A 6,860-nucleotide genomic window follows, 5' to 3' on the forward strand; every position below is an offset into this window, starting at 1 on the left:
GGTCCCGGGTGCCACCGGGCGTGGCGGCCGCTGTGGCATCGGCGTGGCGACGTCGGCATCCGCGGCGCTCACGATCAGCCGGCGCAGCCGCTCGAGCAGGCCTTCACCGGCCTCCGGCCCGATCCGCGACTGCCATTCCGCCCGCGGATCGGGCACGCTCGCGGCGACGGGCGTGGTGGCGGCACCGGCTGCCACCGGCACGGCCGGCGGCTCCGCCGTCTCCGTCCAGGGCAGGTCGAGCCGGGCGACCAGGGAGGGCGACAGCTCGTCCGCCGTGCCGACCGCGATCAGGTGCTCGATGGGCATGGAGCCAGGTGGCACGAAGCTCAGCCGGTCCAGGACCTCGCCCCGGCGCTGCGCCAGCTTGCCCAAGAAGGTCCAGGCAGCGCCGAGTGCCGCCGGGTCGCGGGCGGACACCATGACCGCGGCCGGCTCCTCGCCATAGGGGAAGGCGTCGTCGACCAGGTCGTAGAGCTGGCCGCCATGAGTGAGCCTGGCGAAGTCCGGCATGGTGATGCGGCTGTCCTGGAACAGGCTCAGCATCGGTGCTGTGCTGTCGCAGGCCTTGGCCGAGGCGGGATCCAGCATCGGGTAGATCGAAATCCGATTGACGCCCGGATGGAACATGCCGAGCGTCAGGCCGACCCTGGCGCCGTCGACGATGCGGCCGCGCGGGTCGTCCAGGCGGATCATGTTGGCGGAGATGCCGTTGACCTCGATCACCAGCGCCGAGGTGGGCTGGAGCCCACCGGCATAGGCATAGTTCAGGGCCAGCTCGAGACGCTGGCCGTCGGCCGCGTAGAAGCTGGCCGGCAGGCGGAAGGTGAGATCGAGCGGCTCGGTGACGCCCAGCGGCAGCTCGCGGGTCCGGAAGCCCAGCTCGGCCAGGGTCAGAACGGCACCGCCATCGATTTCCGGCAGAGGCGGGGGATCGAGCGGACGGGCGGCCCCGGCCACGAAGCCCTCGACGGCCCGGCCGACCGCCGCCGTATCCTCGCCGGCGAACAGGATGGCCAGATGGTCGGGATCGCCCGGCAGACGGCGCACCAGCATCCGCTCGGCCGCGAGCTCGGCCAAGCTGGCAGGATCCAGCAGGTCGCGGAACTCGTCGATCTGGCCTAGCAGCACATGGTTGCGGCCGTGCAGGGCCGGCCACTCCAGGCTCTCGAACGGCAGGGCCGCCACCGGCAGCGGCCGGTCGCCCCGCACCAGCGCCACCGCCTGGGCGACGCGGGCACCTAGCTCGACACCGGCGGGGCCGGCCAGGGAGGCGGCGGTAGCGATCGCCAGGGGCTCCTGATCATAGGCCGAGGCGGACAGGAGACCCACCAGCCCGTCCCCCGTCACCGCCGCGCGCGGACCCGGCCGGTGCAGTGCGAGGCTGGTGCCGTTCCGCTTCAGCTTGGTCCACAGTTCGCCGAAGCGCTCGCGGGAGCAGGCCAGGCGGTGCGTCTGCGCCAGCGTGACGCCCAGCTCGTTGCGCCCGGTGCGGAACAGGCCGGGCGGCAGGCCGATCTCGGCACCGGCAGCACCCTGCGCCCCCACCAGCGGCAGGTCGGTGAGCGGCTTGCCGTTCAGGGTCAGCGCCAGCCGGGAGCGGTCGGGCAGCACCGCCAGGGCGTTGCTGTAGGACAGGGCCAGGGTGGCGCCGGTGAACTCCTCGCCGGGTGCGAGGTTGAACGGCACCACCGCCTCGTTCCGGCTGCCGTGCAGGTCGAGGTCGTGGGCGAGCAGCGGGATGGCGAGGTCCGGCAGGCTGCCGCGCGAGGCCGGCAGGACCGACTCCATGCCGGCTTCCGTTACCGGCTGGGCGGCTTCGGCCACCGGTTGGGCGGCGTCCGTCGCCGCCAGGGCCGGCTCCGTGGCGCCCGGCACCGGGGCGGCAGTCGGGATCCCGGCCTCCTCGGCGACTGCGGCGGCCTGCCAAGCCAGCAGGATCGCCGCGGTCGCCGCCAGCAGACGGGTGCGGCGGGCGGCTGGCTCAGTGCAGCGGGGCATTGATCTTCGCTCCCTGGGGCAGGACCACCTGGCGGGCGGCGCGGGTGACGAGGAAGGGCCCGGTGCGGCCCCGTCCCTGGCGCAGCCCGGCGAGGATGCCGAGCGTGCCCTTGACGATGCACAGGCGGGCGAAGTGGGCAAAGCCGCCCAGGATGGTGCAGGCATGCTGGCGCTCGGCCTGGAACTGGACCCAGGCGTCGCTGGAGCCGAAGCACAAGGCCACCACGTCGGCGCGCTGCTCGTCGGTCTCGCAGGCAAAGCGCACGCCCAGCACCAGCCGTTCGTCCTCCACCACGGCATGGCGGATCTCGAAGGGGATGAGCCGTTCGCTGTTGCCCAGCTCGACCGTGAGGCTGCCATTGCCGTGCGCCAGGTCGCGATAGACCTCGGCACTCTCGTTCAGGATGAGCTGGGCGCCGCCGATTGACAGGTCCGATATCTGCACCGGTGCCACCGAGCCGCCCAACGTCGCCTCGGCACTGAGCGAGCGCGGCACGCGCGGCATGCCCCGGCGCTGCTTGTGCTCGTGGACGACCCCGATCGCCCCCAGCACGAATAGGAGGTTGAACAGATTCCAGCCGAGCACAATCGTGATGTTCTCGCGCTCCAGCGGGAAGGCGTGCCAGCGCCACAGGCCGGCGATCGCGGCGGCCGAGAGCAGGCCCAGGAGGAACAGGAGCGGGCGGGCCAGTTCCGAAACGAAGTTGCGCTCCAGCGTCTCCGACTTGGCAGTGACCTTGAAGGTGGGGGCGCGTGGGCGCAGGAGGACGCTGCCGATCGCGCGCACCAGGAACGGCGCCTGGGCGATCTCGTAGAGCTCGGAGATGAACGGCCAGCGCACCTTGCCGAACAGGTAGTTGGTCAGGATCAGGCTGGCGGCCAGATGGGTCAGGCCGTAGGCGACGAACTCCTGGTAGGAGGCGCGATAGATCTGCAGGCCGAAGAACAGGTAGGCCAGCGGGGTGATCAGGAACAGCATCCGGGCGACCGGAAACAGCCAGAACACCATGCTCGACAGGTAGGAGATGCGCTGCGGCAGGGTGAAGCCGCGCTTCCACAAGGGGTTCTTCAGGAGCATGATCTGGATCATGCCCTGTGCCCAGCGCGAGCGCTGGCCGATGAAGCTGGAGAAGGTCTCCGGCGAGAGGCCAGCGATCATTGGCCGGGCGACATAGCGGCTGGTTAGCCCGCGGGCATGCAGCTCCAGTGCCGTCTCGGCGTCCTCGGTGATCGAGGTGCCCTGGATCCCGCCGATCGACATCAGGTGCGCGCGGCGCAGGATCGCCGCCGAGCCGCAGAAGAACGAGGCGTTCCAGCTGTCCAGCCCGCGCTGGCCCACCTGGTAGAACATCTCGTTCTCGCTGGGCATCCGGCCGAACGTGTCGAGGTTGCGCTCCAGCGGGTCCGGATTGATGAAGAAGTGCGGGCTCTGCACCATGAACAGCTTGGGGTCCTCGGCGAAATGGCCGACGGTCCGCTCGAGCAGGTCCTCGGTGGGCACATGGTCGGCGTCGAGGATCAGGATCAGTTCGCCCTCGGTCCGGCCGAGTGCGGCGTTGATGTTGCCGGCCTTGGCGTGCTGGTTGAACTCGCGGGTCAGGTAGTGGCAGCCGAGCCTGGCGCAGAGGATCTGCAGTGTCCGGTTGCGGGCGATCGCTGCCTGCGCCTTCTTCGGGTCCTTGTCGTTCTGCTTCTGGACGGTGCCGCCATCGTCCAGGAGATAGACGTTCAGCTTGCCTTCTGGGTAGCGCATCCGCCTGGCGGCGATCAGCGTGGTCTCCAGCAGCGTCTCGTCCTCGTTGTAGCTGGGGACGAACACGTCCACGTTCGGCAGCACAGCTGGGTCGGCCGCCAGCGGCGGGACCGGCCGGTCGATCGGCCGGATGTTCACGAACACGCCCAGGAACAGCATGAGGATGCCGTAGATCTCGGCGGCGAACAGCAGGACGCCCGGGACGAAGGCCAGCGTGGTCGGGTCGGGCAGGGTGTCGGCTATCCGCCAGGATAGATAGCGCCAGCTCAGGAATGCGGCGGTGAAGATGAAGAAGGTCCGGCACAAGGGGGCCAGACCGCTCACCCGGAGGCCGATCAGGATCGCCAGCAGCGTGAGCGCCAGCACCGTCTGGTTGGCGACGCCGAAATCCTGCGCCCCCAGCCAGAGCATGGCCGCCATCACCACGACCCAGGGCGTCAGCCACAGGAACGAAGCCGCCCCCAGGCCCGCGCGGTGGTGAACCACCGCAACGCCCGAGGCGGCCGGCCGGCCGCGTTCTCCACTCATCATGCACCTCACGCCAGACGATCCGGTCGGCCTGAGGGCGTCCTCCGTCGTTTCGTTGTTTCGCCGGGCGCTCAGAGCGGCGCCACGGTCGCCATCCGGTCGAACAGGTCGAGGGCCGCGGCCAGATCATGGCCGGGCTGGCAGTAGCGCAGGTCCACCGCGAAGCTGTGCAGGCCGCCGCGCGTCTCGGTGGGCGCGTCGAAATACTGCCAGGCGTAGAGGCAGCTCCCGGCCTCCCCCAGGTCGGCCACCAGGTAGCGATGCACCCCCCGCCCGTTGCGGCGCTCCCGGGTCACCTGATCCAGCGGCGCGCCCGGGAACTGCTGGAGGAAATGCTGCTCGATCTCGCTCTGCTTGAACGGGTTGGGCAGCTCCACGCTCGGCAGGTAGGCCCCGGAGCCGCGCCAGCGGGTACGGGTGACGATCAGGTTCTCCCTGGGGATCGCGGTGTCGTTCGCCAGGACGACCTCCTCGACCACCATGCCCTTCACCACGCTGCGCCGGGTCGCGAGGCGCAGGTCGGCGAGGTCCGGCGGGAGCTGCAGGATGGCGCCCACCGGGGCCACCGTGCCGACACCGCCATACGGGTCCTGCGGCAGGGGATAGACGCCGGGGCCGCTGCAGGCGGCCAGCCCGAGCGCCGCCAGGAGCGGCAGGATTGCCGGAACTCGGCGCAGGCAGGGCTGCGCCAGGACGGGCGGTCGCATCGTCCAAGCCTCACATCAATCACAGGTCGATGCGGAGGAATTAAACTTATTGGCAAATTGGGTCCAGATATTATCCCTTCATGGGAGATATGCGCCGGTAGCGCTGCGGCAGGTCTGCCACCATCCCCGGGTTGACCCACCCGCCGCTCCCGCTCCAGGCTCGGAACCGGCCGGCCGGGGCGGGCCGGCGGGGAGAGCCATGCAACGCGCGACCATCAGCATGTCCGACGAGTTCGCCGGCGAGCTGCAGGCCTTCATGCTGGCCCGCGGCTATGCCAACCGCTCCGAGGCGTTGCGCGCACTGGCGCAGATCGGCTTGGAACAGGCCAAACTGGAAGCCGAGCCCCGGATCGAGTGCGTGGCGACGCTCAGCTATGTCTACGACCACCACACGCGCGAGCTCGCCAAGCGCCTGACCGCCGCCTCGCACCACCATCACGACCTGGGCCTAGCGACGATGCACATCCACCTGGACCAGCAGAGCTGCCTTGAGATCGCCGTGCTGCGCGGGCCGGTGGAGGCGGTCCGCGCCTTCGCCAACGCAGTCCTGAACGAGCGCGGCGTCCATAGCGGCCATCTGTCGGTGATCCCGATGGACGGGCATGGGCACCACCATGCGCATGGCGGCCCCTCGGGCTGAGCGGTCAGATCCGGCCCAGGCGCATCATCAGGACGAAGAACACCCCGCCGATCGCCCCGGTGATGATGCCGATCGGCAGCTCCTGCGGTGCCAGGAGGATGCGGGCCAGGATGTCCACCGCAGTGAGCAGGCATGCCCCGGCCAGGGCGGCCAGCGGCAGGAGCAGGGCGTGGCGGCCGCCGGCCAGGGCGCGCACCGCGTGCGGCACCATCAGCCCGACAAAGCCGATCGCACCGGCCAGTGCCACCAGCGTGCCGGTGACGAGGGCACAGAGCGCGAACAGGCCGAGGCGCAACCGCGCCACGTCGATGCCCAAGCTGGCGGCCGCCTGGTCGCCCAGCGCCAGCGCGTCCAGGCGCCGGGCGGCGAGCATGGCCAGCACCAGGGCCGCGGCCACCACGGCCAGCGGCCAGGCGAGCAGGCGCCACTGGGCCAGGCCCAGCCCGCCCATGGTCCAGAACAGCATGGAATGGGCGGCGCGCTGGTCGCCGGAGAAGATCAGGAAGTTGGTGAGCGCCATCAGCACGAAGGACACGGCTACCCCCGCCAGCACCAGCCGGTCGCGGGCCGGCCGGCCGCCGGCACCGGCCGCCACCGACAGGGTCAGCACCAGCGATGCGAGGGCGCCCAGGAACGCCGCCACCGGCAGGGTGAAGGGGCCGGCGAACGCGCCGAGATGGGCGATCACTGCCACAGCACCCACCGAGGCCCCGGCGGAAACGCCGAACAGATAGGGATCGGCCAGCGGGTTGCGGGTCACCGCCTGCAGCACGACCCCGACCACGGCCAGGCCCGCACCGGTCAGGATGCCCAGCACCACGCGCGGCAGGCGCAGTTCCAGGACGATCCGCTCGGCACCGGCCGGCCAGTCCGCGCCGATCGTGCCCGGCAGCAGGGCATGCAGCACGATGCGGCCGACCAGCGGCGGGTCGATCGCGGCGGAGCCCACCGCCACCGCGACAACCGCCAGGGCGAGGGTGCCGCCGGCCAGCAGCAGGGCCAGCGGGAGGACCGCATACCGTCTCACTCGCCGAAACGTTCCGGATGCAGGGCCCGGGCGAGCTTCTCGACCGCGTCGATGTTGGCGGGGCCGGGCGTGATCTCGCCGTAGCGCAGCGGCAGGAAGCGGTCTTCCCGGACCGCGGCCAGGCCGGACATGCCGGGATGTTCCTGCAGAAAGGCCCAGCTCTTCTCCCAGCCGCCGGCATCGTAGTCGACCAGGACGATGAAGGCG

5 protein-coding genes and 1 pseudogene are annotated in these 6,860 nt (G+C 70.8%); 1 reads left to right on the forward strand and 5 read right to left on the reverse strand.

Annotated elements, in window-relative coordinates:
* The 3 genes from EQG76_RS04785 to bcsN all read right to left on the reverse strand — a co-directional run.
* A partial coding sequence (locus EQG76_RS04785; RefSeq protein WP_159711077.1) for a cellulose biosynthesis cyclic di-GMP-binding regulatory protein BcsB occupies window positions 1–1,998 on the reverse strand: 1,998 nt, incomplete at its 3' end.
* On the reverse strand, window positions 1,982–4,279 hold the full coding sequence (gene bcsA, locus EQG76_RS04790) for a UDP-forming cellulose synthase catalytic subunit (RefSeq protein WP_159711079.1): 2,298 nt from the start codon (window positions 4,277–4,279) through the stop codon (window positions 1,982–1,984). The genes EQG76_RS04785 and bcsA, both read right to left, overlap by 17 nt.
* Window positions 4,280–4,350: 71 nt before the next feature.
* The gene (gene bcsN, locus EQG76_RS04795) at window positions 4,351–4,986 is read right to left on the reverse strand and encodes a cellulose biosynthesis protein BcsN (protein WP_159711081.1); all 636 of its coding nucleotides are present in this window, start codon (window positions 4,984–4,986) and stop codon (window positions 4,351–4,353) included.
* A 199-nt stretch (window positions 4,987–5,185) separates the two neighbouring features.
* Here bcsN and nikR point away from each other — a divergent pair, with 199 nt between their 5' ends.
* Window positions 5,186–5,626, forward strand: coding sequence for a nickel-responsive transcriptional regulator NikR (gene nikR / locus EQG76_RS04800; RefSeq protein WP_159711083.1), 441 nt, complete (start codon window positions 5,186–5,188; stop codon window positions 5,624–5,626).
* 4 nt (window positions 5,627–5,630) lie between these two features.
* Here nikR and EQG76_RS04805 read toward each other — a convergent pair whose 3' ends face one another.
* Window positions 5,631–6,653 carry a FecCD family ABC transporter permease gene (locus EQG76_RS04805; RefSeq protein WP_159711084.1) on the reverse strand — a complete coding sequence of 341 codons (1,023 nt, stop codon included), beginning with the start codon at window positions 6,651–6,653 and terminating at the stop codon, window positions 5,631–5,633.
* Window positions 6,650–6,860, reverse strand: a pseudogene (locus EQG76_RS04810) (ABC transporter substrate-binding protein); the annotation flags it as partial. The pseudogene EQG76_RS04810 and the gene EQG76_RS04805, both read right to left, overlap by 4 nt.

The organism is Geminicoccus flavidas, from assembly GCF_009806515.1.
Classification (GTDB): domain Bacteria; phylum Pseudomonadota; class Alphaproteobacteria; order Geminicoccales; family Geminicoccaceae; genus Geminicoccus; species Geminicoccus flavidus.

Bases quoted from the DNA above. Each gene is read 5' to 3' on its own strand.
- nikR (WP_159711083.1), top strand. From the start codon at position 5,186: ATGCAACGCGCGACCATCAGCATGTCCGACGAGTTCGCCGGCGAGCTG.
- bcsA (WP_159711079.1), bottom strand. From the start codon at position 4,279: ATGAGTGGAGAACGCGGCCGGCCGGCCGCCTCGGGCGTTGCGGTGGTT.
- bcsN (WP_159711081.1), bottom strand. From the start codon at position 4,986: ATGCGACCGCCCGTCCTGGCGCAGCCCTGCCTGCGCCGAGTTCCGGCA.